Annotated in this window: 23 protein-coding genes; 17 read left to right on the plus strand and 6 right to left on the minus strand. The window is 74.0% G+C overall.

The window, feature by feature from the left end; genetic code table 11:
- Positions 1–36: 36 nt before the first annotated feature.
- From ACF08W_RS02525 to ACF08W_RS02535, 3 genes are all read left to right on the plus strand, one after another.
- Positions 37–486 carry a hypothetical protein gene (locus ACF08W_RS02525; protein WP_352276546.1) on the plus strand — a complete coding sequence of 150 codons (450 nt, stop codon included), beginning with the start codon at positions 37–39 and terminating at the stop codon, positions 484–486.
- Positions 483–674, plus strand: coding sequence for a DUF6381 family protein (locus tag ACF08W_RS02530; RefSeq protein WP_352276547.1), 192 nt, complete (start codon positions 483–485; stop codon positions 672–674). Before ACF08W_RS02525 ends, ACF08W_RS02530 begins: the two co-directional genes overlap by 4 nt.
- 127 nt (positions 675–801) lie before the next feature.
- Complete coding sequence (locus tag ACF08W_RS02535) at positions 802–1,818, plus strand: LLM class flavin-dependent oxidoreductase (protein WP_392278331.1); 1,017 nt, start codon at positions 802–804, stop codon at positions 1,816–1,818.
- Here ACF08W_RS02535 and ACF08W_RS02540 read toward each other — a convergent pair.
- Positions 1,815–2,726 carry an aminoglycoside phosphotransferase family protein gene (locus ACF08W_RS02540; protein ID WP_392278129.1) on the minus strand — a complete coding sequence of 304 codons (912 nt, stop codon included), beginning with the start codon at positions 2,724–2,726 and terminating at the stop codon, positions 1,815–1,817. The genes ACF08W_RS02535 and ACF08W_RS02540 overlap by 4 nt on opposite strands.
- Positions 2,727–2,971: 245 nt before the next feature.
- Between ACF08W_RS02540 and ACF08W_RS02545 the strand changes: the two genes are divergently transcribed.
- Together ACF08W_RS02545 and ACF08W_RS02550 are read left to right on the plus strand one after the other, a co-directional pair.
- Positions 2,972–3,481 (plus strand): DUF664 domain-containing protein, encoded by a 510-nt coding sequence (locus ACF08W_RS02545; protein WP_392278130.1) that lies wholly within the window; start codon positions 2,972–2,974, stop codon positions 3,479–3,481.
- Positions 3,482–3,547: 66 nt separating this feature from the next.
- The gene (locus ACF08W_RS02550) at positions 3,548–4,564 is read left to right on the plus strand and encodes a phosphotransferase (protein WP_392278131.1); all 1,017 of its coding nucleotides are present in this window, start codon (positions 3,548–3,550) and stop codon (positions 4,562–4,564) included.
- A 10-nt stretch (positions 4,565–4,574) separates the two neighbouring features.
- Here the strand turns inward: ACF08W_RS02550 and ACF08W_RS02555 are convergent, their stop codons facing one another.
- Entirely contained in the window at positions 4,575–5,141 is a 567-nt protein-coding gene (locus ACF08W_RS02555) for a DUF4291 domain-containing protein (RefSeq protein ID WP_385215783.1), read from the minus strand.
- 166 nt (positions 5,142–5,307) lie between these two features.
- On the opposite strand from ACF08W_RS02555, the gene ACF08W_RS02560 reads away from it, so the two are divergent.
- The 4 genes from ACF08W_RS02560 to ACF08W_RS02575 all read left to right on the plus strand — a co-directional run bounded on the left by ACF08W_RS02560 (position 5,308) and on the right by ACF08W_RS02575 (position 8,131).
- Positions 5,308–5,754: a nitroreductase family deazaflavin-dependent oxidoreductase gene (locus ACF08W_RS02560; RefSeq protein WP_352276554.1), complete on the plus strand. Its 447-nt coding sequence runs from the start codon at positions 5,308–5,310 to the stop codon at positions 5,752–5,754.
- A gap of 78 nt (positions 5,755–5,832) precedes the next feature.
- Positions 5,833–6,510, plus strand: coding sequence for an ABC transporter permease (locus ACF08W_RS02565; RefSeq protein WP_385215780.1), 678 nt, complete (start codon positions 5,833–5,835; stop codon positions 6,508–6,510).
- Positions 6,507–7,184, plus strand: coding sequence for an ABC transporter permease (locus tag ACF08W_RS02570; RefSeq protein ID WP_392278132.1), 678 nt, complete (start codon positions 6,507–6,509; stop codon positions 7,182–7,184). Before ACF08W_RS02565 ends, ACF08W_RS02570 begins: the two co-directional genes overlap by 4 nt.
- Entirely contained in the window at positions 7,181–8,131 is a 951-nt protein-coding gene (locus tag ACF08W_RS02575; RefSeq protein WP_392278133.1) for an ABC transporter substrate-binding protein, read from the plus strand. Before ACF08W_RS02570 ends, ACF08W_RS02575 begins: the two co-directional genes overlap by 4 nt.
- 25 nt (positions 8,132–8,156) lie before the next feature.
- On the opposite strand, the gene ACF08W_RS02580 is transcribed toward ACF08W_RS02575, so the two are convergent.
- Both ACF08W_RS02580 and ACF08W_RS02585 read right to left on the minus strand, forming a co-directional pair.
- Positions 8,157–8,933, minus strand: a complete 777-nt coding sequence (locus ACF08W_RS02580; RefSeq protein ID WP_392278134.1) for a nucleotidyltransferase domain-containing protein — start codon at positions 8,931–8,933, stop codon at positions 8,157–8,159.
- A gap of 98 nt (positions 8,934–9,031) precedes the next feature.
- On the minus strand, positions 9,032–10,195 hold the full coding sequence (locus ACF08W_RS02585) for an ATP-binding cassette domain-containing protein (protein ID WP_352276562.1): 1,164 nt from the start codon (positions 10,193–10,195) through the stop codon (positions 9,032–9,034).
- 106 nt (positions 10,196–10,301) lie between these two features.
- On the opposite strand from ACF08W_RS02585, the gene ACF08W_RS02590 reads away from it, so the two are divergent.
- Positions 10,302–11,597, plus strand: a complete 1,296-nt coding sequence (locus ACF08W_RS02590) for an alpha/beta fold hydrolase (RefSeq protein ID WP_392278135.1) — start codon at positions 10,302–10,304, stop codon at positions 11,595–11,597.
- Positions 11,598–11,669: 72 nt separating this feature from the next.
- Here the strand turns inward: ACF08W_RS02590 and ACF08W_RS02595 are convergent, their stop codons facing one another.
- Complete coding sequence (locus ACF08W_RS02595; RefSeq protein WP_392278136.1) at positions 11,670–12,251, minus strand: rhodanese-like domain-containing protein; 582 nt, start codon at positions 12,249–12,251, stop codon at positions 11,670–11,672.
- 98 nt (positions 12,252–12,349) lie between these two features.
- Here ACF08W_RS02595 and ACF08W_RS02600 point away from each other — a divergent pair, with 98 nt between their 5' ends.
- Positions 12,350–12,628, plus strand: a complete 279-nt coding sequence (locus ACF08W_RS02600; protein ID WP_352276566.1) for a metal-sensitive transcriptional regulator — start codon at positions 12,350–12,352, stop codon at positions 12,626–12,628.
- Between the two features lie 62 nt (positions 12,629–12,690).
- On the opposite strand, the gene ACF08W_RS02605 is transcribed toward ACF08W_RS02600, so the two are convergent.
- Positions 12,691–13,446: a sulfite exporter TauE/SafE family protein gene (locus tag ACF08W_RS02605; RefSeq protein WP_392278137.1), complete on the minus strand. Its 756-nt coding sequence runs from the start codon at positions 13,444–13,446 to the stop codon at positions 12,691–12,693.
- A 292-nt stretch (positions 13,447–13,738) separates the two neighbouring features.
- Between ACF08W_RS02605 and ACF08W_RS02610 the strand changes: the two genes are divergently transcribed.
- From ACF08W_RS02610 to ACF08W_RS02635, 6 genes are all read left to right on the plus strand, one after another.
- On the plus strand, positions 13,739–16,417 hold the full coding sequence (locus tag ACF08W_RS02610; protein WP_392278138.1) for a beta-N-acetylglucosaminidase domain-containing protein: 2,679 nt from the start codon (positions 13,739–13,741) through the stop codon (positions 16,415–16,417).
- Between the two features lie 169 nt (positions 16,418–16,586).
- Positions 16,587–17,555, plus strand: coding sequence for an NADPH:quinone oxidoreductase family protein (locus tag ACF08W_RS02615; protein ID WP_385215757.1), 969 nt, complete (start codon positions 16,587–16,589; stop codon positions 17,553–17,555).
- Complete coding sequence (locus ACF08W_RS02620; RefSeq protein ID WP_392278139.1) at positions 17,552–18,739, plus strand: acyl-CoA dehydrogenase family protein; 1,188 nt, start codon at positions 17,552–17,554, stop codon at positions 18,737–18,739. The genes ACF08W_RS02615 and ACF08W_RS02620 overlap by 4 nt, the downstream gene beginning before the upstream one ends.
- A complete protein-coding gene (locus tag ACF08W_RS02625) occupies positions 18,736–19,875 on the plus strand; it encodes an acyl-CoA dehydrogenase family protein (RefSeq protein ID WP_392278140.1) in 1,140 nt (379 codons plus the stop codon). Before ACF08W_RS02620 ends, ACF08W_RS02625 begins: the two co-directional genes overlap by 4 nt.
- Positions 19,876–20,015: 140 nt before the next feature.
- Complete coding sequence (locus tag ACF08W_RS02630; RefSeq protein ID WP_392278141.1) at positions 20,016–20,909, plus strand: phosphatidylinositol-specific phospholipase C/glycerophosphodiester phosphodiesterase family protein; 894 nt, start codon at positions 20,016–20,018, stop codon at positions 20,907–20,909.
- A 111-nt stretch (positions 20,910–21,020) separates the two neighbouring features.
- Entirely contained in the window at positions 21,021–21,212 is a 192-nt protein-coding gene (locus tag ACF08W_RS02635; protein WP_352276578.1) for a hypothetical protein, read from the plus strand.
- Positions 21,213–21,232: the final 20 nt, after the last annotated feature.

Genomic DNA, 21,232 nt, shown 5'->3' on the forward strand with positions numbered 1-21,232 from the left:
GCTCGACGGGGGGCCCGGTACTGGACGGAGACTCCGATGAGGACGTTCTACGAACCGCGTGACGTGCCCCCGCGCCTCGCCACCGGCGCGTTCATCCTGAACTCGGGCGTGGGCAAGCTGAAGGCCGACGCCGAGACGGCCCAGGGGCTGCACGGCATGGCCTGCGTCGCCTACCCGTTCCTGGAGCGGATCGGGCCCGAGCGGTTCACCCGGCTGCTCGCCTGGTCGGAGATCACGGTCGGCGCGGCGCTGCTCGCCCCGTGCGTACCCACCCGACTGGCCGGGCTGGCGCTGACCGGACTCTCCGGTGGCCTGGTCGGGCTGTATCTACGGGTTCCCGGCATGCGGGAGCCCGGAAGCCTCCGGCCCACCCAGGACGGCATCCCGCTGGCCAAGGACTCCTGGATGCTCGGCATCGGCCTGGGTTTCCTGGGCGCCGGGTCCTGCCGCCGCAGGGGGGTTCGCACACCCAAGGAGCGATCATGAACGAGTCCGACGAACTCCGCAGCCGAGTGCAGCAGTTGAGAGCCAAGGCGAAGGACCTGAACGCCGAGGCCGAGCGCGCCACCGACCCCGAGAAGCGCCGCCGCCTGAAGGAGAAGGCCGACCGGATCGCGTCGGAGAGCGAGCAGGTCAGCGGCATGGCGAGCGGGGACATCCGCCCCATGGAGTAGGCCCGCCCCCGCAGCGGCCGGGACAGTGGCCGGGGCCCGGCGCCCGTACGGGAAGCGCCGTACGGGCGCCGGGGCGCGGCCGGGGAATGCCCGCGTCCCGCACGCGTTGGACCATGGTGTGAGCTCCCTGATCGCATCCACCCGGTTCTCCGTGCTCGACCGCTCCCGCGTCCGCGAGGGCCACGCCCCCGGCCAGGCGCTGCGCGACACGGTGCGCCTGGCCCAGGAGGCCGAAAAGCTCGGCTACGACCGCTTCTGGGTCTCCGAGCACCACGGTGTACCGGGCGTCGCCGGATCGGCGCCGACCGTGCTCGCCGCGGCGGTGGCGGCCGCCACCAGCACCATCCGGGTCGGAACCGGCGGCGTGATGCTGCCCAACCACCGGCCCCTGGTGGTGGCCGAGCAGTTCGGCGTACTGGAGTCGCTCTTCCCCGGCCGGATCGACCTGGGCGTCGGCCGCTCGGTGGGCTTCACCGACGGCATCCGGCGGGCGCTCGGCCAGGACCGGTCGGCCGCCGACGGCTTCGCCGGACAGCTCGACGAACTCCTCGGCTGGCTGGACGGCACCCAGCGGGCCCATCCGCAGGTCCACGCCCTGCCCGCCGAAGGACTGCGCATCCCCCCGTTCGTGCTCGCCACCGGCGAGGGCGCGGGCATCGCGGCCCGGGCGGGCCTGCCCCTGGTGATCGGCGACCTCCGGGGCCGGGAGAAGCTGCTCGCCGCCGTCGAACGCTACCGGCGGGAATTCCGCCCCTCGGTCCGGGCGACGGAACCCTACGTGATCGTGGCGGGCACCGTGGCGCTCGCCGGGACCACCGAGGAGGCCCGGCGCATCCTGATCCCGGAGGCGTGGTCCATGGCGTACTCCCGGACCCACGGCGTCTTCCCGCCGCTCGAACCCGCCGAGCGGATCGAGGCACGGACCATGACGGACAAGGAGCGCCACCTCTACGAAAGGGGCCTGCGCGGCCACCTCCACGGTACGCAGGAGGAGGTCGCCGAGCAGCTGGAGACCGTCATCGAACGGACCGGCGCCGACGAAGTGCTCGTCACGACCAGCACGTACGACCGCGCCGGCCTGATCGACTCCCTGCGCCGGCTGGCCCGGATCGCGCGGCTCGCCCCCCGCCCGGACACCCCCTAACGGCTCAACAGCGCCTCGGCGATGATGATCTGGGCCGGGTCCAGGGCCCTCTCGCCGTCCTCGACGTCCCACAGCGCGTTCTGCAGGACCCGGCCCAGCGTCCAGCCGGTCGCCCGCTGCCGGTCCAGGCCCAGCACCTCGGTCAGCTGGTCGAAGCGGCGGAGCACGGTGCCGGTCACGTCGCCGGTCGCCTCCGCCTCGGCCCAGCGGTTGTGCAGGGCCGGGAGCAGATCGAACCCGGGGTCGCCCGAGAGGGGTTCGGGGTCGATGGCGAGCCAGGGCTCGCGTTCGCCCGCCAGGACGTTGTCGTAGTGCAGGTCCCAGTGCAGCAGCCGGTCCCCGGGCTCCGAGAGGAGGTCGGAGACCGCCGAGGCGCAGGTGCGCAGCAACTGTTGTCCGGCGCGGTCGTGCAGCATCGGTACGGCGCGCGGTGCCCCGTCCACCAGCGCCGCGCCCACCTCGGCCAGGGTGCGGATCCCCGGCGGCGCGGCCACCGCGACCAGCCGGGCCAGCAGCTCGGCGAGGATCTGGACGGCGGCCACGTCGTCGGCCACGACCGACAACGGCCGCTCCGCGTCCAGCCGTTCCAGCAGCATCGTGCCGCTGTCCTCGTCGTGGTCGAGCAGCCGTACCACTCCGTCACCGTTCCACACCCGCAGCCCCGTGGCGGCCCCGGCGTTGTCCTCCGTGACCTGCTGGAGCTTCAGCACGGCGGGCATACCGTCCGCGCGGGTCACCGGCAGCACCAACGAGGCCATGCCGTGCGCCGGGGCGCCGTCCGGCCGCAGGGCCCAGCGATCCAGGAACTCCGCCCCCAGCGCGGGCAGCGCGGCCAGCCAGGCACGGCCGGACTCACCGCCGCTCGCACCGTACGAGGCGATGAAGGCGGCGGGCACGTCGAAGGGCATGCGGTCCACCTTAGGGGGTGTCTGACAAATGCCTGCGGCGTCGCGGGGTCCGGCACGCACGCTCGCGGCGTTGCCGAACCGCCCACGTGGCTCCGCCACGCAGACGTCCCGGCGCCTTGCGATCGCACGCACCGGACCCCGCTCCTTCACCCGCACTCATTTATCAGACACCCCCTAGGGCCTGGCATCGTGGCCGAGGCGTGTCGATGGCCCGGGAGCGGCCCGTCGGCCGCCAAGGTGAGGGCATGAAGAGCGCTGACCTTTTGACCGACGCGTTCAACCGCGTCCAGGAGACCGTGCATTCGGCGGTCGAGGGACTCTCCCTCATCGACCTCCATGCCCGGATCGGCAGCAGGGCGAACTCGATCGCCTGGCTGGTATGGCATCTCACCCGGGTCCAGGACGACCACGTCGCGGACGCCGCGGGCATCGAACAGGTGTGGTTCCGGGACGACTGGGTCGGTCGGTTCCGCCTGCCCTTCGCGGGCGAGGCCACCGGCTACGGACACACCAGCGCGGACGTCTCCGCGCTCCGGGTCGAGTCGGGCGAACTGCTCCTCGGCTACTACGACGCCGTCCACGAACAGACCCTCGACTTCGTGAGCGAACTGGACGGCCGCACCCTGAACGACATCGTCGACGAATCCTGGTCGCCGCCGGTGACCCTCGGCGTACGGCTGATCAGCGTCATCTCGGACGACCTCCAGCACGCAGGCCAGGCGGCCTTCGTCCGGGGCGTGCTGGGACACGGATAGCGCCGGCCGCCCCGGGGCCCGGAAAACCGGATGAGAACCGGGCCCGGGCGGTGATGGGATGGCGCGATGCGAATCGATGTGCCGACAGCCGTGGACCGGGGCGACTACCCCGCGGCGAGAACACCGTGGGAACGGGACGAGTGGCGGGCGGACGTCCTGGGCTGGGCGGAGCACGCCCTCGCCGCCCACGGGCTGCGGGAGACCGGGCCCCGGGAGGTACGGCTGCGGCCGTGGTCCGTACTGGTCCGGATGACCGTCGGGAGCGGCCGCGCCGTCTGGTTCAAGGCCAACCCGCCCGGCAGCGCCTTCGAGGCGGGGCTCACCGAGGCCTTGGCCCGCTGGGTGCCGGGGCGGGTGCTCACCCCGCTCGCCGTGGACGCGGACCGGGGCTGGGTGCTCCTCCCGGAGGGCGGCACGCTCTTCCGGGACGCGCTCGACGCGGCCACCGGTGCCGACGCCGATCCCCGCGCCTGGGAGGAGCCGCTGCGCCAGTACGCGGCGGTGCAGCGCGCACTCGTCCCGCACACCGGCGAGATCGCGGCGCTCGGAGTCCCCCGTGCCCCCGCCACCGTGCTCCCGGACCTCTTCGACCTCGCCGTGCGGCACAACACCGCGCTGGAGCCCGAGGAGCGGCGGACGCTGGAGGAGCTGCGGCCCCGGCTCGTCGGCTGGTGCGAGGAGCTCGCCGCGACGGGCATCGCCGACACCCTCGACCACAGCGATCTCCACGACGGCCAGCTCTTCGCACCCGAACAGGGCCGCTACACCTTCTTCGACTGGGGCGACGCGCTGATCGGCCACCCCTTCCACAGCTTCCTCATCCCCGCCCGTGACGCCCGCGAACGGTTCGGCCCCGAAGCCCTGCCCCGGCTGCGGGACGCGTACCTGGAGGCGTGGACGGGCGACGGGCACACCCGGGCCGAGCTGCGGCGGGCGCTGAGCCTGGCCTGGCGGCTCGGGGCGATCGGCCGGGCGGGCGCCTGGGGCCGGCTCTTCCCCGGCACGGCCGACGACCTCGGCGGGGCCGGTGACCCGGAGGGCGCCTACTGGCTGCGCGAACTCGCCGCCGAACCGCCGCTGTAGTCCGCGCCGCTCAGACGCCGGCCCCCAGCCGCCGCGCCACGGCCCCGGCCAGCGGATAGACCCGCTCGGGCGGCAGCAGCCGCTGCGCCTGGGCGGCCCGGCCGTTCTGCCGCAGCTCGGCGATCCTACGGACCGTCGGTGTCACGTCGGTGATCCCGGTGACCCACTCCTCGGCGAACGTCCGGACCAGCCCGCGCCCCACCCCGACCTGGATGCTGTAGTGATTGAGCGCCGCCCCGCGCAGCGAACGCTCCGGGTCCCACTGGACGTGCACCTCGGCCTCGGCGATCGCCGCCGCACCGGCCGTCGTCGGCACCGCCCGCGACAGCGCCTCCTCCCAGCCCTCCCGGGTGATCCGCACCGCGAGGACACGTTCCTGACCGGGCTTGCGCGCCCAGTTGCTGCGGTGCATCAGCCAGAGGAACGACGGCTTGATCCACGTCATCCGGCCGAACGAGAACGGCGGCACGAACCGCTGCGCCCGCAGGGCCGGATCGGCGATCGCCGGGGAGTACGCCTGGTACACCACGAGGGTGCGGGGGTCGTAGTCGGCGCGTATCACGTACTGTGAGGTCATGCCCGGAGGCTTTCACCCCATTGACCGCCCGGCGACCGGTTTTTCCACCGCCGGAAGCGGGCGTGGAGGCCGATTCCACGCGGAGGTGCGAGAGTTGTCCACGTTGGCAGGACGCGCCCCCGCCGGTCCGCGTGGCGCGACGACGAAACGACGACGGGACACCTTCATGCCTCTCCAGGGAGAGTACGAGCCGAGCCCCCAGCAGTGGGTCCGCGACCAGGTCGAGCTGTACGAGGGCTCCGGCGGAACCGAGGGCACCACGATGCGGGACATGCCCGTGATCATCCTCACCACCCGGGGAGCCCGCAGCGGGAAGATCCGCAAGACCCCGCTGATGCGGGTCGAGCACGACGGGACGTACGCCGTGGTCGCCTCGCAGGGCGGTGCCCCCACCCACCCGTTCTGGTACCACAACCTCGTGGCCGACCCGCGCGTCGAGCTCCAGGACGGCCCGGTGCGCCAGGACATGAACGCCCGCGAGGTCACCGGCGAGGAGAAGGACCGCTGGTGGCGGCGCGCGGTCGAGGCGTTCCCGGACTACGCCGACTACCAGCGCAAGACGGACCGGCAGATCCCGGTCTTCGTCCTCGAACCGGCCGACCGGCCCCACTGAACCGGCCCGCCCCGGCCCGTCCGCCGGACGGCCGATCAGGACGCGCGCCCGCACGGCCGGGCGCGCTCCAATGAACGGGTGACCGCACCCCCGGACGACTGCCTCGCGCGCAACGAGTGGATCTGCGGGGCCTACCTCACCAGCCGCCGCGGGATCCTCCGGGACGCCGTGGTGCAGCACGTCCAGCTCACCGCGGTCTCGGTCCTCATCGGACTCGCCGTCGCCGTGCCGCTCGCCCTCGCGGCCCGGCGGTGGCGCTGGGCCGCGGGCCCCGTGCTCGGCCTGACGACCGTCCTGTACACCGTGCCGTCGCTCGCCATGTTCTCGCTGCTGCTGCCGGTCTACGGGCTCTCCGCCTCGCTCGTCGTCACCGGGCTCGTGCTGTACTCGCTCACCCTGCTCGTCCGCAACATCCTCGCCGGGCTGCGCGCCGTGCCCGAGGAGACCCGGCAGGCCGCCCGCGGCATGGGCTACGGGCCGCTGCGCCTGCTGCTCACCGTGGAACTGCCCCTCGCCCTGCCCGCCGCCATGGCCGGGCTGCGGATCGCGACCGTCTCCGCCGTCTCCCTGGTCACCGTCGGCGCGATCGTCGGCTACGGCGGACTCGGCAACCTCATCTACTCCGGGATGAACACCTACTTCAAGGCCCAGGTGCTCACCGCCTCCGTCCTCTGCGTCCTCATCGCCGTCACCGCCGACCTGCTGCTCCTGCTCGTCCAGCGGCTGCTGACCCCCTGGACCCGGGGCCGGTCGTGAAGACCCTCGCCGACGCCTGGTCCTGGCTCACCACCGCCGCGCACTGGTCCGGCGAGAACGGCATCACCCACCGACTGGGCCAGCACCTCTTCCTCACCGTCGTCTGCCTGCTGATCAGCAGCCTGATCGCGCTGCCCGTCGCCGTACTCCTCGGCCATCTCGGCCGGGGCGGCGCCCTCGCCGTGAACATCTCCAACATCGGCCGGGCCGTGCCCACCTTCGCCGTGCTGGTACTGCTGCTCCTCACCCCGATCGGCGGCCACGGCGACTGGCCGACCGTCGTCGCCCTGGTGCTCTTCGCCGTACCCCCGCTGCTCACCAACGCCTACGTCGGCATGCGGGAGGTCGACCGCGACGTGGTCCGGGCCGCCCGGGGCATGGGCATGACCGGCAGACAGCTCATGCTGGGCGTCGAACTGCCGCTCGCCCTGCCGCTGATCCTCACCGGCGTACGGATCGCCGCCGTCCAACTCGTCGCGACCGCCACCCTCGCGGCCCTGGCGGGCGGCGGCGGGCTCGGCCGGATCATCACGGCCGGCTTCAACCTCGCCTCCACCCCGCAGGTGGTCGCCGGGGCGGTGCTCGTCGCGGCCTTCGCGCTGATCGTCGAAGGCCTCTTCGAGGCGGGCCGGCTGCTGGCCCCCTCCCGGCTCCGCGGCGAAGGACCGCGATGAGGGCCCGCACCAAGGTCCCCGTGGTGCTGGTGCTGCTCTGGGCGGCCGCCTGCGCCACCGGCCCGGCCCTGGAGGACCGGGGCGAGGTCACCGCACCGCCCGGCGACAGCAGACACCTCACCATCGGCACCGCAGGATTCACCGAGAGCGATCTCCTCGCCCAGCTGTACGCGCTCCTGCTGGACCACGCCGGATACACCACGAAGATCATCTCCGTCACCAACCGGGAGATCTACGAACCGGCCCTGGAGAGCGGCCGGATCGACGTCGTACCCGAGTACGCCGCCACCTTCGCCGACTGGCTGAACGCCCGGAGCAACGGCCCGGACGCCGCCCCGGCCGGTTCGCCCGACCTGGCCGCCACGATGAAGGCCCTGCGCGCGCTCGCCGCCCCCCGCGGCCTCACCGTCCTCGACCCGGGACGCGCCGTCGACCAGAACGCCTTCGCCGTCACCGCCGACCACGCGGCCCGCCACCATCTGCGGACCCTCACCGACCTGGGCCGCTCCGGGCTGCCGGTGCGTCTGGCGGCCGGTGACGAATGCGTGCAGCGGCCCTACTGCGCACCCGGGCTGAAGAAGACGTACGGCATCCGGATCACCGCCGTGGACCCCAAGGGCGTCGGCACCACCCAGGCCAAGCAGGCCGTCCGCAACGGCGAGGACCAGATGGTGCTGACCACCACGACCGACGCCACGCTCGGCGGCTTCGGCCTCGTCCTGCTCGCCGACGACCGGCACCTCCAGAACGCCGACTACATCGTCCCCGTCGTCAACCGCTCCCGGGCCGGCAGCGAGGGCGTACGCACCGCGCTGGGCCGCCTCAACACCGTTCTGACCACCGCCGACCTGGCCCGGCTCAACGAACAGGTCGACAGCTGGCGGCGACTGCCCGAGGACGTCGCGCGTACGTATCTGCGCTCCAAGGGGCTCGTCCGGGGCGGCTGAGTCCCCCGCTCGCCGTCGGGGCCGGTCACCTTCCGCGGTCCGAGCGTGGAGGACCGACGACATCACCGATCGCGGTTGCGAGGAAGGACAGCGTCAGCCCGGCCCGCCGCTCGGCCCACCGGTGGTCGGCGGGCGGGGGAGTGCCGTAGCGGCGTCGGCGGATGTCGTCCACGACCTCGGCGGGGGCGCACAGTCCGGCGAGCACGTCGAGCGCCTCGCCCTTGGTGATCAGCCTGCCGTCCCGCAGGGTCACCGTCGCCCGGGCCAGGGTCAGCAGGCCGAGGTCGACCCAGATGTCGCGCGTCCACCGCTCCGGGTGGTCCAGGGCCGGCCGCCAGAAGGTGCGCAGGTCCTCGACGACGAAGTCGGCGAGCTGTCGGTCGGTCACCGGCGTCAGGACCTCCGCGGGCGGCGGGCCGTACAGGACACGTCCGAAGGCGTGCAGCTCGCGTCGGGTCACGGGGGTGACCGGACGGTGGAGCAGCTCCCGATGGGCCCAGGCCAGGTGCGGACGAGCGGGGTCGTCCAGTTCGGCGGCGACCGGATAGGCGCAGTGCAGCCCGGACGCGAGCGGGACGGCACCGTCCAGGCGCTCGTGCGTCGTGCCCAGGCGCTGTTCCTCCGTCGCCGTGCAGGGCCGCTCCAGGACCGCGATCAGGTCGAGATCGCTGCGGCCCGGCTGGTAGTCGCCCCCGGCGAGCGACCCGTGGGCCCACACCGCGACCAGTGGTACGACGGGGCGCAGGTCATCGACGAAGCGGTCGAGGAGCTGTTCGGTGGGCCGATCGGCCGTTTCGGTCATGGGGACAGTCTGGCCGTCCGGCGGGACACGGCAAGGGTCCGGCACCGGGTGGGGTCCTGGCCCGGCACCGGGTCGGGTCCGGACCGGCGCCGGGGTCCTCAGGCGTCCGCGACGGAGTCGAACCGCACCTCGTCCCGGGCCACGCCCCGGGCGTCCGCGTCGACCGAGCGGCGCAGCGCCTCGTGCAGCCGGGCCGGGGTCAGCACGCCCAGGAAGCGGGCCCCGTCCAGGACCGCGACCCAGCCCGCGTCGTGCTGGAGCATCTCACTGAACGCCTGCTTCAACGGCGCCCCGACCGGCACCCAGGCATCCATCCGGCGGGCCAGTTCGCCGACCGTGCCGTGGTCCCCGGCGATCCGCAGCGCGTCCGCCGCCACCCAGCCGTGCAGCTCGCCCGCCCCGCTCAGCACCACCGCCCAGCGGGCGCCCGCGGCCCCCAGCCGGGCCGCCGCGACGCCGGCCGGCTCGTCCAGCCGGGCGACCGGCGGCTCCTCCAGGTCGGCCGGCTCGATCGCGGTGACCGAGAGCCGCTTCAGCCCCCGGTCGGCGCCCACGAACCGGGCCACGTAAGGGGTCGCGGGGGCCCCGAGCACGGCGCCCGGGGTGTCGAACTGCTCGATGCGCCCGGCCCCGTACACCGCGATCCGGTCGCCCATCCGGACCGCCTCCTCGATGTCGTGGGTGACCATCAGGACCGTCTTGCGGACCCGCGACTGAAGGCTCAGGAACTCGTTCTGCAGCCGCTCGCGCACCACCGGGTCGACCGCGCCGAACGGCTCGTCCATCAGCAGCACCGGCGGATCCGCGGCCAGCGCCCGCGCCACCCCCACCCGCTGGCGCTGCCCACCGGAGAGCTGCGCGGGATAGCGGGAGCCGTATGTCTTCGGGTCCAGCCCCACCAGGTCCAGCAGTTCGGCCGCCCGCGCCCGGGCCCGCGCCCGTTTCCAGCCCACCAGCGAAGGGACGGTCGCCGTGTTGTCGAGGACGGTGCGGTGCGGGAAGAGCCCCACCTGCTGGATGACGTAGCCGATCCGTCGGCGCAGCCGCACCGGATCGATCCCGGAGATGTCCTCGCCGTCGAGGAGGATCCGGCCCGACGTCGGCTCGATCAGCCGGTTCACCATCATCATCGTGGTGGTCTTGCCACAGCCGGACGGACCCACCAGAGTGACCAGCTCCCCCTCCGCGACCTCGAAGGACAGGTCGTCGACCGCGCTGGTGCCGTCCGGATACACCTTCCCGACCTGCTCGAACCGGATCATGCCTGCACGGTAGGGGGCACCGCGGAACCCGGCACCCGGGCCGCGGCCGTCCGGGTCACGGCCGTGTGCTGAACTGTCCGTGGCACAACTGATTCAGGAGCACCTTGTGAGCAGCTACCGGCAACCCGGCATTGTCTTCACCGACCGCTACTTCACGGTCCCGCTCGACCACGGCGACCCCGGCGGCGAGCAGATCGAGGTCTTCGGCAGGGAGGCCGTGGCGAGCGGCCGGACCGGCGAGGAGCTGCCGTGGCTGGTCTACCTGGAGGGCGGCCCCGGCTTCGGCGCCCGGCGCTTCGTCGGCGCGGAGGCCTGGCTCGGCCGGGCCGTCCGGGAATTCCGGGTGCTCCTGCTCGACCAGCGCGGCACCGGCCTCTCCACCCCCGCCAACCGGCAGACCCTGCCGCTGCGCGGCGGCCCGCGCGAGCAGGCCGACTACCTCACGCACTTCCGGTCCGACAGCATCGTGCGCGACTGCGAGCTGATCCGCCCGCAGCTCACCGGCGGTGAGCCGTGGACGGTCCTGGGCCAGTCCTTCGGCGGCTTCTGCGCCGTCCGCTATCTTTCGGCCGCGCCCGAGGGGCTCAAGGCCGTCCTCATCACCGGCGGTCTGCCCTCCCTCGACGCCCACGCCGACGACGTCTACCGTGCCGCGTACCCCCGGATCGAACGCAAGGTAGCCGCCCACTACGCCCGCTACCCGCAGGACGTCGAGCGAGCCCGGGAGATCGCCGCCCATCTGCTGGAACGCCCCGTCGAGAGCGCCGGGCACCGGCTGACCGTCGAGTCGTTCCAGTCGCTCGGCATCATGCTGGGCGGCGGCAGCGGCAGCCACCAGCTGCACTACCTGCTGGAGAACGCCTTCGTCCGCACCCCGCACGGGTCCGAACTCTCCGACACCTTCCAGGAGGCGCTGCGGACCGCCACCTCCTTCGCCGGGCACCCCCTCTACGCGCTGATGCACGAGGCGATCTACGGGCAGGACGCCCGGCCCACCGCCTGGTCCGCCGAGCGGGTCCGCGCCGAGTTCCCGCGGTTCGACGCCGCCGAGGCGCTGAAGGGCGACGGCCCGGTGCTGTTCACCGGCGAGAGCATCCACCCCTGGCACTTCGAGGTGGACCCGGCGCTGCGTCCGCTGCGCGAGACCGCCGAGCTGCTCGCCGCCCGTACCGACTGGGCCCCGCTGTACGACGGCGAGCGCCTGGCGGCCAACGAGGTGCCGGTCGCGGCGGCCGTCTACCACGACGACATGTACGTCGACACCGCGCACGCGCTGAGTACCGCCGCCGCGATCCGGGGCCTGCGCACCTGGGTCACCGACGAGTACGAGCACGACGGGGTCCGCGCGGGCGGCCCGAAGGTCCTGGACCGGCTGCTGGCCCTGGTCCGCGACGAGATCTGAGCGCGCCGACGACGCGCGGAGCCGGTCGCACCGTACGGTCCGGTGCGACCGGCTCCCACGCCGCGGAACGGGTCAGGGGTGACGGTTCTGCAGGGCGTGCAGCGTGTCGGCGAGCCCGGTGGCCGAGCGCGGCGCCCGGTTGTACGGGAGCTTCGACAGGACGGCCGCCATGCCGCAGGTGTTGGAGACGGCCGAGAACACCAGGCCGGAGCCGACCCCGGCGGAGATCCAGCGCGCGGCGGGGAACCGCACCCCGGCGAGCAGTCCGGCCACCACGAGCGAACCGGCGGCGAGCCGGACCTGGCGCTCCATCGGCCAGGTGGTGCGCGCCCCGGCGGGCTGCGCGACGGCACGGCCCTCGGCCTCCCAGGCGGAGGTGCCGCCGGTGAGCGTCACGGCCTCGATGTCGGCGGCGGCGAGGATGTCGCAGGCACGGGTGGAGCGGACGCCCGAGGCGCACACCAGGAGCAGCGGGCCCCGGGCGGCGGCGGACTTCAGCGCGGGCACGGCCTCGGAGAGGCGGTCCAGCGGTACGTTCAGCGCACCGGGGACGTGGCCGGAGGCGTACTCGCCGGGGGCACGCACGTCGATCACGGTGAACTCCGCGAGACGGGCCGCGGCCTCGGCGGGGGAGAGGGATGCGGGGCTGGTCACGAGCAGTGATTCCTTTCGTTCACCGGGAGAGGAGGGATGCGGTCCCTCCCTCCCCGGTCAGGTTAGAATACCCCTTGGGGTATTGAGGAGGAGGAATTGTGGAACTCGACATGGCGGCCGACGAACTGAAGTCGGTCCTCAACCGCCTTCGCCGGGCGCAGGGCCAGCTCACCGGGATCATCAGGATGGTCGAGGAGGGGCGCGACTGCGAGGACGTGATCACGCAGATGGCGGCCGTCTCCCGGGCACTGGACCGGGCCGGGTTCGCGATCATCGCGACGGGGCTGCAGCATTGCATGGCCGACGGCGGGCAGGAGCCCGCGGACCGGGACCAGATGCGGGCCCGGTTGGAGAAGCTCTTCCTCTCGCTGGCCTGAGCCGGCCGGGGGCGGAGCGAGGGGAGGCGCGGGTTCGTCCCGCGCCTCCCCTTCGTCGTGTCCTACGCCACGGCGTCGACGAGCATGAAGACGGCCACGGCCAGCAGTACGACGCCGAAGATCCGTTGCAGGGCGGCCGTGGACACCTTCGCGGCCAGCCGCTTCCCGTCCCAGGCGCCGAGGATCGCCGCCGCCGTGAACGGGGCGATCACCGCCCAGTCCAGCACGGTGGGCGTGGTGAGCCGGGTGGCCAGCGCGGCCGTGGAGTTCACGATGATGACGAGCAGGCTGGTGCCGACCGCCGAGGTCATCGGCACGGCGACGACGGCGACCAGCGCGGGCACCACCAGGAAACCGCCGCCCACCCCGAGGAAGCCGGTCACCGCGCCGAGTCCGGCCCCGGTCCCGGCCACCCGCCCGGTGGACGAGGGGCGCGCGCCGTCCGGGGCGTCCACTCCGGCGCGCGGCCGGATCATCCGTACGCCGGCGACCACCGCGAGCGCCGCGAAGGCGGCCGTCAGCGCCCAGGACGGGATGTGCGCCGACAGCGCCCCGGCGACCGCGGCCGGAACGAGTCCGGCCGCCGCGAAGAGCCCTCCGGTGCGCCAGCGGACGTGGCCCTCGCGGGCGTGGGCGACCAGCCCGGTGAGCGAGGTCGCGATGACGATGAGCAGTGCGGCGGTGGTGGCCGCGGCCGGGGTGAACCCGAGCAGGTAGATCAGCGCGGGAACGGCGAGCACACTGCCCCCGCCGCCCAGCCCGCCGAGCGCCAGTCCGACCACGGCGCCGGCGATCAGCGCCACGACCAGCGCGGTCATATCGTGCCTCCGCTCGGGACGGGGCCGGTGGGGCCCGGTGTGCGGCCGAGCGGGCACGGGCCCCCGGGGGTGCGGGTGAAGAACACGACGCGGCTCCTTCTGCGATGCTTTACCCCTGGGGGTATTACGGAACAAGGCTAACACTCATACCCCCAGGGGTATTTTTCCTGGGGTGGGGCGCGCGACCGGAGGTCGGCTTGTTCCGTGTCATTGACATGCAACTGCCATGATGTTGAATTCGGTGAAGTTGTGTTGCGCGACTCTGATGACTTGAGTGATCAAGGGAGAATCAGTGACACCTCGCCCTTCCCGCCTCACCGCGCTCTCCGCGGCGGCGGCCCTCCTCGTCGGCGGCCTGCTGACCGCGACGCCGTCCGCCCGGGCGGACGACCACCCCCGCCCCGCCGGCCCGGCGGCGGACAGCGTGCCGGTCCCCGCCATCACCCCGACCCCGCGGTCGGCGCGGGCCCGCACCGACCGGATCACCATCAGCCCGACCGTCACCGTGGTGGCGGGCGGGGTCTACGACGAGTCCGCCCTCCAGGTCGTGGAGAGCGCGCTGCGCCGGGCCGGCGCCCAGCGCGTCGTACGCGCCGACCGCCCCGCGCGCGGCGGACTCACCGTCCACGTCGGCGACCCGGCCGCGCTCGCCGCGCAACGGATCGACGGCCCGTCCGCGCTGCCGGCCGAGGGATACGTGCTCGGCATCGGCGCCGACCGCATCGTGCTGGCGGGCAAGGACACCACGGGCACCTACTACGCCGCCCAGACGCTCCGCCAGGTCCTGCCGCGAGCGAGCCGTCCGGGAACCACCGTCGCCGGACTCGCCGTACGCGACTGGCCCGGCACCGCGCTGCGCGGCACCATCGAGGGCTTCTACGGCACCCCCTGGTCGCACGAGGCCCGGCTCGACCAGCTCGACTACTACGGCGAGCACAAGATGAACATCTACGCCTACTCGCCGAAGGACGACCCCTACCTCCGCGCCAAGTGGCGCGACCCCTACCCGGCCGACCGGCTGGCGCAGATCCGGGAACTCGCCGACCGGGCGGCACGGCGGCACGTGGAGTTCACCTACGCCCTCTCGCCCGGCCTCTCGGTCTGCTACAGCTCGGACGCCGACGCCGAGGCGCTGGCCGACAAGTTCCAGACCATCTGGGACGTCGGCGTACGCACCTTCGCGGTCCCGCTCGACGACATCAGCTACACCGACTGGAACTGCGCCGAGGACAAGGCGAAGTGGGGCACCGGCGGCGGTGCGGCCGGGGCGGCGCAGGCGTATCTGCTCAACCGGGTCAACCGGGAGTTCATCGCCACCCACCCCGGCGGGCAGCCGCTCCAGATGGTCCCGACCGAGTACTACGACGTCTCCGGCTCGCCGTACAAGAAGGCGCTGTCCGAACAGCTCGACCCGGACGTCCTCGTCGAGTGGACCGGCATCGGCGTCGTCGCGCCGACCATGACCGTGGCACAGGCGGAGGCCGCCCGTACGGTCTTCGGCCACCCCATCCTCACCTGGGACAACTACCCGGTCAACGACTACACGACCAGCCGGCTGCTGCTCGGCCCGTTCACCGGGCGGGAGAAGGGGCTGCCCGGCAGGCTGGCGGGGATCACGGCGAACCCGATGATCCAGCCGTACGCCTCCAAACTCGCGCTGTACACCGTCGCCGACTACGCGTGGAACGACGCGGCGTACGACCCGCGCACCTCCTGGGGCGCGGGCCTGAAGGAGTACGCGGGCGGCGACCCGCGCACCGGGAAGGCGCTGCGGGCCTTCGCCGACGTCAACTACAGCTCGGCCCTCGACAAGGCACAGGCCCCCGAGCTGGCGGCCGAGTTCGCCCGCTACTGGACGGACGGCGACGCCGCCCGGCTCGGTGCGGCGCTCGACACGCTCGGTGCGGCGCCCGCCCGGCTGCGCGCCGCCCTGCCGGACCGGGGCTTCGTCGCCGACGCCGCGCCCTGGCTCGACGCCACCGCCGCCTGGGCCACCGCCGCCCGCACCGCGCTGGGGATGGTGGAGGCGGCCCGCGCCGGAGAGGGCGCACGGGCCTGGGAGCTGCGGCAGCGGCTGCCCGCGCAGCTCGCCGCGGCGAAGTCCTTCACGTACACCGGACTCGACGGGCGCCGGGTGCCGGTGCTGGTCGGTGACGGTGTCCTCGACCGGTTCGTCGACGCGGCCACCGCCGAGCACGACCGGATCCTCGGTGTGAGCGGCCGGCCCACGGCCTCGACCAGCCTGGGCACGTACCAGAGCAACACCGCCGCCCGGATGCTGGACGGCGACGACACCACGTACTTCTGGAGCGACGGGGCGCCCGCCGCGGGCGACAGCGTCACCGTCGACCTCGGCCGGGTGCGGGAGCTGGGCACCGTCACCCTGGCGATGGGCAAGCCGGGCAGCACCGAGGACTACCTCCACCAGGGGGTGCTGGAGTATTCGTCCGACGGGCGGGACTGGCGGCAGCTGACCGCCTTCTCCGGAACCCCGGACGTCACCGCCGCCGCACCCGCCGGGACGACGGCGCGCTACGTACGGGCCCGGGCCACCGTGGGCCAGGAGAACTGGCTGGTGGTACGGGAGTTCGGCGTCCCGGCCGACGAGGCGGCGGTGACCGGCGGACCGCCCGCCGCCGAGGGGTCGTCGCTGCGCGCGGCGGCCGACGGGGACCCGGGCACCGTCTACCGGGCGGCCCGTGCGCCGGAGGCGGGGGAGGCGCTGGAGCTGGCGCTGGGCCCGGCCCGCGCGGTGCCCTTCGTCACCGTGCTGCAGGCGGCCGGGGCCACGGGCCGCGCCGACCTCCAGCTCCGCTCCGCCGACGGCACCTGGCACACGGCCGGCGCGGTCGACGGCCCCTACACCCGGGTGGACACGGCCGGGGCGGAGGCCGACGCGGTGCGGCTCCTCTGGCGCTCCGGGACGTCCGCCCCGCAGGTCGCCGAAGTGGTGGCGGCCGACGCCGGCTGACCCCCGCGCGCCGCACGGCCCACACGTCCGGCCCGGACCGAAGCCCTCTTCGGCCCGGGCCGGACGCATGGGCGGCCACGGGACCGGGCGAGTTGTTCCCAGAGAGGCAAGCAACCGCTTAGTATGCGCCGGAGCAGTGGTAATGCCGACAGCGTTGTGGAGGCCCCTGATGCAGGCATGGCGAGTGCACCGGAACGGCGAACCGAGCGAGGTGATGCGGCTGGAGGAGACCGGCGTGCCCGAGCCCGGCGAGGGGCAGGTGCTCGTCGACGTGCTCGCCGCGAACATCAACTTCCCCGACGCGCTGCTCTGCCGGGGCCAGTACCAGGTGCGGCCGCCGCTGCCCTTCACCCCCGGCGTGGAGATCTGCGGGCGCACGGCGGACGGGCGCCGCGTGCTCGCCACCCCGGCCCTGCCGCACGGCGGGTTCGCCGAGTACGCCCTCGTCGACGAGGCCGCCCTGCTGCCCGCCCCCGACACCCTCGACGACGCCGAGGCGGCCGCCCTGCACATCGGCTACCAGACCGGCTGGTTCGGCCTGCACCGCCGGGCGCGCCTGCAGCCCGGCGAGACCCTGCTGGTGCACGCGGCGGCCGGGGGCGTCGGCAGCGCCGCCGTCCAGCTCGGCAAGGCCGCGGGCGCCACCGTCATCGGGGTCGTCGGCGGCCCGGAGAAGGCGAGGACCGCCGCGGAACTCGGCTGCGACCTGGTCGTCGACCGCCGTACCGAGGACATCGTCGCCGCCGTCAAGGAGGCCACCGGCGGACGCGGCGCCGACGTGGTGTACGACCCGGTCGGCGGCGAGGCGTACGCCAAGTCCGTCAAGTGCGTCGCCTTCGAGGGCCGGGTGGTCGTCGTCGGCTTCGCGAGCGGGACCGTCCCCGCCCCGGCGCTGAACCACGCGCTGGTCAAGAACTACTCGATCCTCGGGCTCCACTGGGGCCTCTACAACGCCAAGGACCCGGCCGCCGTCCGCGCCTGCCACGGCGAACTCACCCGGCTCGCCGCCGAGGGCGCCGTCCGCCCCCTGGTCAGCGAACGCGTCGGACTCGACGGGGCGGCCGCCGCCGTCCAGCGCGTCGCCGACGGCGCCAGCACCGGCCGGATCGCCGTACTTCCCCGAGGAGCCGCCCGATGACCGCACCCGACGCGGCGGAACTCCGCCGCCGGACCCAGGAACTGCTGGCCGCGCACCCCCCGGCCACCACCGACCGCACCGCCTTCCTCCGGGCCCGCTTCGACGCCGGGCTGGCCTGGGTCCACTACCCGGCCGGGCTGGGCGGCCTCGACGCGCCCCGCTCCCTCCAGGGCGTCGTCGACGCCGAACTCGCCGCCGCGGGCGCCCCCGACAACGACCCGCGCCGGATCGGCATCGGCCTCGGCATGGCCGCCCCCACCATCCTCGGCTTCGGCACCGACGAGCAGAAGGAACGCTTCCTGCGCCCGCTCTGGGTCGGCGAGGAGGTCTGGTGCCAGCTCTTCAGCGAACCCGGCGCGGGCTCCGACCTCGCCGCGCTCGCCACCCGCGCCGTGCGCGACGGCGAGGACTGGGTGGTCGACGGACAGAAGGTCTGGACGTCCAGCGCCCATCTGGCCCGCTGGGCGATCCTGATCGCCCGCACCGACCCGGACGTGCCCAAACACCGCGGGATCAGCTACTTCGTCTGCGACATGACCGCCCCCGGCGTCGAGGTCCGGCCACTGCGCCAGATCACCGGCGAGGCCGAGTTCAACGAGGTCTTCCTCACCAGCGTCCGCATCCCCGACCACCACCGGCTCGGCCCGGTCAACGAGGGCTGGAAGGTCGCGCAGACCACCCTGATGAACGAACGCGTCTCCATCGGCGGGGCCCGCGTCCCGCGCGAGGGCGGCATGATCGGCCCCGTCTCCCGCACCTGGCGCGAACGCCCCGAACTGCGCACCCACGACCTCCACCAGCGGCTGCTGACCCTCTGGGTCGAGGCCGAGGTGGCCCGGCTCACCGGCGCCCGGCTGCGCCAGCAGCTCGTCGCCGGACAGCCCGGCCCGGAGGGCTCCGGGATGAAGCTGGCCTTCGCCCGGCTCAACCAGGAGATCAGCGGCCTGGAGGTCGAACTGCTCGGCCAGGAAGGGCTGCTGTACGACGACTGGACCATGCGCAGGCCCGAACTCGTCGACTTCACCGGCCGGGACGCCGGCTACCGCTACCTCCGCTCCAAGGGCAACTCCATCGAGGGCGGCACCAGCGAGGTGCTGCTCAACATCGTCGCCGAGCGCGTACTCGGCCTGCCCGCCGAGCCGCGCACCGACAAGGACGTCGCCTGGAAGGACCTCTCCCGATGACAGCACCGACCGCATCCGCCGACGCGACCGGCACGCCCGACCTGCTCTACTCGGAGGCGGAGGAGGACCTGCGGGCCGCGGTGCGCTCCCTCCTCGCCGACCGGGGCGACGTGCCCGCGCTGCTCGCCCGCGCCGAGGCCGGCGCCCCGTACGACCCGGAGCTCTGGCGGGCCCTGTCCGGCGGCATCGGCGCGGCGGGGCTGCTGGTGCCGGAGCGGTTCGGCGGCCAGGGCGCGAGCCACCGCGAGGCCGCCGTGGTCCTGGAGGAGCTGGGCCGGGCGGTGACCCCGGCGCCGTATCTGACCGGTGCGGTCGTCGCCGTCCAGACACTGCTCGCGCTGGGCGAGCCCGCCGGGGCCGTCGCCGAACTCCTCGGCCGGATCGCCGACGGGCGCCGGGTCGCGGTGCTCGCCGTACCGTTCGCCGTCGACGCGCCCGAGGCGGTCCGGCCCGCGGCGGTGGTGGCGGGCCGGGTGGAGGGCGGCGTGACCGGTGTCGCCGACGCCACGGCCGCCGATGTGCTGCTGGTGCCGACGACGGACGGCCTGTACGCGGTCGACACGGACGCCGAGGGGGTCGCCGTGACCCCGCTGGTGTCGCTCGACCTGACCCGCCCGCTCGCCGACATCACCCTCACCGGGGCCCCGGGAACCCGCCTCGCCGACGGCGCGGCGGCCGTCGACGCCGTACGCCGGGGCCTGCTGGCGGGCGCCGGACTGCTCGCCTCCGAACAGCTCGGCATCGCCGAATGGTGCCTGGCCGAGGCGGTCCGACACACCCGCCAACGCCACCAGTTCAACCGGCCGGTCGGCTCCTTCCAGGCGCTCAAGCACCGCATGGCGCAGCTCTGGCTCGACGTCGTGTCGGCCCGCGCCGCCGCGCGCAACGCCGCCGACGCCCTCGCCACCGGCAGCCCCGAGGCGCCGCTCGCGGTGGCCGTGGCACAGGCGTACTGCTCCGGGGCCGCCGTGCACGCCGCGGAGAAGTGCGTCCAGCTGCACGGCGGGATCGGGATGACCTGGGAGCACCCGGCGCACCTGTACCTCAAGCGGGCCAAGGCCGACGCGATCGCGTACGGCACCGCCGGACGGCACCGCGCCACCGTCGCCGAACTCATGGAGCTGCCCGCGCCCTGACCCGGCCCCCACCGGACGAACGACGGCCGGCGGGCGGGCGGCGAACGAGTCAACTCTTCTGTTCGGTATGCCGGTTGGGATGCGCACCGGCGCATACTCGGTCCCGTCCGCCCGTCCAGCCCTCGCTCCCGGGAGAACCCATGGCGCCCCCGACCCGCCGAAGCGTCGTCACCGCCGCGCTCGCCACCGCGGCCGCAGGCATTTTGCTGCCCCCGAGAACGGCCGCCGCGTCCCGCCCGGCACCCCGCCCCCGGGCGCTGCGCCGGGCCCACGCCCACAACGACTACCTGCACCCGCGCCCACTGCACGACGCGCTCGACCACGGCTTCACCAGCGTCGAGGCGGACGTCTTCCTGGTGGACGGCGAACTGCTCGTCGCCCACGAGGCCACCGGACTCGACCCCGCCCGCACCCTCGCCTCGCTCTACCTCGACCCGCTGCTGGCCAGGGTCCGGGCCCACCACGGCAGGGTCCACCCGGGCTACCACGACCCCGTGCAGCTGCTGATCGACATCAAGACGGACGGCGCCGCGGCCTATCTCGCGCTCGACCGGCAGCTCCACCGCTACCGGTCCATGCTGACCTCGTACCACGGCGGCCGGGTACGGCCCGGCGCCATCACCCCCGTCGTCTCCGGCGACCGCGCCGCCCGCGTCCCGATGGAGGCCCAGCGCACCCGCCACGCCTTCTACGACGGCCGCCCCGATGACCTCGGCACCACCGCCCCCGCGTCCTTCGCCCCGCTCATCAGCACCAGCTGGAGCGAGGTGTTCGACTGGCAGGGCACCGGCCCCTTCCCCGCCGCCGAGCGGGCGCGGCTGCGGACCCTGGTCGCCCGGGCCCACCGGGAGGGCCGCCGCATCCGCTTCTGGGCCACCCCCGACGCCTCCGGGCCGGAACGGGAGGCGGTCTGGACCGAGCTGCTGGCCGCCGGGGTCGACCACCTCAACACCGACGACCTCGCGGGCCTGGAACGCTTCCTGCGGGCCCACGACCGGAACACCCGTGGCGAGGAGGCCCGTCCCCGGGCGTGACGGACGGTCACCCACCCGATCGGCGGACACGCCGGGGCGCCGAACGGCCTCTCCGCTGCGCCAGACTGGCGGCCGTATGCCGCCTACCCGGCGCGGCGGAGGAGGTTGGCCATGGCTATTTCGATCTCACTGGTGGTGCTCCTGCTGATCCTGGCGGTGGTCTTCCTCCGCAACGGGCTGAAACTCTCGCACGCGGTGGTCTGCGCGCTGCTCGGCTTCTTCCTCGCGGGTTCGAGCATGGGACCGACCATCCAGGACAGCCTGGCCGCCACGGCCGACGTCGTCGGCAGCCTGCGGCCTTGACCCCGGCGCGGGGCGCGGCG

Origin of the sequence: Streptomyces sp. NPDC015144, assembly GCF_043079735.1 — a bacterium.
In the GTDB taxonomy this organism is placed as follows: Bacteria; Actinomycetota; Actinomycetes; order Streptomycetales; family Streptomycetaceae; genus Streptomyces.